The following is a 2,249-nucleotide window of genomic DNA, read 5'->3' on the forward strand; positions in this document are numbered from 1 at the left end:
GGGGGGGGCCCGTCCTTCGTGTGGACCGGGGGTCTCTGCAGCCCTCAGGACTCCGGCGCGGTCCGGTGGTTTCCGACACATCTTCCCACCGCCTAGAGAATAGGCAAGGCTGCCCTAATTAAGCAAGGCCTTCCCCGAGAACATTCGCGACGTGCCGCGCACCGGGAGCCCGAATCCCACGAAGGCGTCCAGCACGGCTTGTCCACGGCGCATGCTGACCACCTCACTCGACCCGGCGAGCAGCGGGATCTGCGTCGACGCGCCCACAACGGATCCGCCGACGATGTGCCACATCGACGCCACCGTCATCGCGCCTCCGCTGACCGCTGCGAGCTTTGAGAACAACGGGCTCAGGGCGCGGTGACTGCGATGGGCGATCCATGTCGTCAACGCCGCCTCACTGGGCAGCGCAACGATTCCGTTCTGCGCCGACCTGGCGGCGCCCGTCGCGGATCGGTTGTAGAAGAACGGGTCGTCGGGTAGGCCACGAACCGTCGGATCGACCACCCCGACCCAGTCGATGGCGCCTTCGGAGTCGACGTGCACCCAGAGGTTCTCCAGGCCGGTATCCCAGGCGCGTCCCTCGAGCACCAGGAGGGGTATCACGCGTCCGACGACGACGTGGGCGAAGGTGGCGGCGAGTTGTTGAGCCACGGCGGCGTGACTTTCGGTTTCGGCCACGCCGGCGTCGAACATCGTCTGAAGCCGGTCGGTGGTCATGATCTCTGCCAGCGGCCACCAACGCCGGCGGGACAGATCGCCCATCACCGCCACGCCGTAAACGCGGGGGCATTCGCGATACAACTCCCGGAGTCGCCGGCTGGACTCGTGTATCGGCAGCGTGCGCCGGACCGCCATTCCCGCGATGAGCGGATCCTCGATGGCGACAGTCATGACACCTCCAATCTGAGTTAGGTTAGCCTTACTATAGTGCGACGCGTCGAAGGAGCTACCCCCTGTGACTGGACTCACAAGCCTTGATGAGACGGCCGGTGAACGTGGTGACGTTGGCATCGGTTGTGCCGGTGACGGGTATGAAACGGGTAGCCACGGAACTGATACGACACGCGGTAGTAACCGCGTAGTACGCTTTGAGCTACAGCCGGTAGGAGATGGACGAAAGATGGCCAAGGTGACACGGCTCGGGGAGCTTGAGCGATCTGTGATGGACCACTTGTGGTCCTCGAACGAGCCGCAAACTGTGCGCCAGGTGCACGAAGCGCTCGCAGCGCATCGCGACCTCGCCTACACGACGATCATGACCGTGCTCCAGCGGCTGGCCAAGAAAAATCTTGTCGTTCAGCATCGCGACGATCGGGCACACCGCTACGCGCCGACGCATGGTCGCGACGAGTTGGTAGCCGGGCTGATGGTCGACGCGCTCGACCAGGCCGCCGACTCGGGCAGTCGGGAGGCCGCCCTGGTGCATTTTGTCGAGCGCGTCGGCGCCGACGAGGCCGCCGCACTACGCCGTGCGCTGGCCGAACTCGAAGACAAAGAACGTCACAACCCACCCGCTGGCGGTGCGGGTACCGCCTGAGAGAGACTTACAGCGTGTCCGCGCTGGCCTTCACCATCGTTGCTCTGCTCCTGTCGGGGCCGGTGCCCGCGATGCTGGCGCGAGCGACCTGGCCACTGCGCGCACCGCGGGCGGCCATCGTGCTGTGGCAGTCGATCGCGTTGGCCGCGGTCCTGTCGGCATTCTCCGCCGGAATCGCCATCGCCAGTCGGCTGTTCGTGCCGGGCGAGGACGGACGTCCCACCGCGACATTCACCAGTGAGATCGCCGTTCTCGGGTGGCCGCTGTGGGCGGCCTACGTGTTCGTCTTCGCCCTCACGCTGATGATCGGTGCCCGGCTGATCGCCTCGGTGGTCAACGTCGCGATCGCCACCCGCCGCCGCCGCGCCCGCCACCGGATGGTGGTTGATCTCGTCGGCTCATCACACGTCACCACGTCGCAGCTGTGTGGCCATCACCCGCGTCCGCTCAACGGAGGCGAACTGCGGATCCTCGACGTCGCCGAGCCGCTTGCGTACTGCCTGCCCGGGGTCCGCAGCCGCGTCGTCGTCAGCGAGGGTGTGCTGAACACGCTGTCGGGCAGCGAGATCACCGCGATCCTCGCGCACGAGCACGCCCACCTACGCGCCCGTCACGACCTCGTTCTGGAGATGTTCACAGCGGTGCACGCCGCGTTTCCCCGATTCGTCCGCAGCGCCAATGCGCTCGACGCCGTGCGTCTGCTGATCGA

General features: G+C 66.3%; 3 protein-coding genes. 2 read left to right on the top strand and 1 reads right to left on the bottom strand.

Annotation, left to right across the window (positions count from 1 at the left end; translation table 11 throughout):
• Positions 1-114: 114 nt before the first annotated feature.
• On the bottom strand, positions 115-894 hold the full coding sequence (locus WA965_RS26090; RefSeq protein ID WP_526303041.1) for an iron reductase: 780 nt from the start codon (positions 892-894) through the stop codon (positions 115-117).
• Between the two features lie 229 nt (positions 895-1,123).
• Here WA965_RS26090 and WA965_RS26095 point away from each other — a divergent pair, with 229 nt between their 5' ends.
• Together WA965_RS26095 and WA965_RS26100 are read left to right on the top strand one after the other, a co-directional pair.
• Positions 1,124-1,540: a BlaI/MecI/CopY family transcriptional regulator gene (locus WA965_RS26095; protein ID WP_178357267.1), complete on the top strand. Its 417-nt coding sequence runs from the start codon at positions 1,124-1,126 to the stop codon at positions 1,538-1,540.
• A gap of 14 nt (positions 1,541-1,554) precedes the next feature.
• The coding region (locus WA965_RS26100; protein ID WP_526448207.1) for a M56 family metallopeptidase at positions 1,555-2,249 on the top strand (695 nt) is incomplete at its 3' end.

Source organism: Mycobacterium sp. (genome assembly GCF_049683935.1).
Classification (GTDB): Bacteria; Actinomycetota; Actinomycetes; order Mycobacteriales; family Mycobacteriaceae; genus Mycobacterium.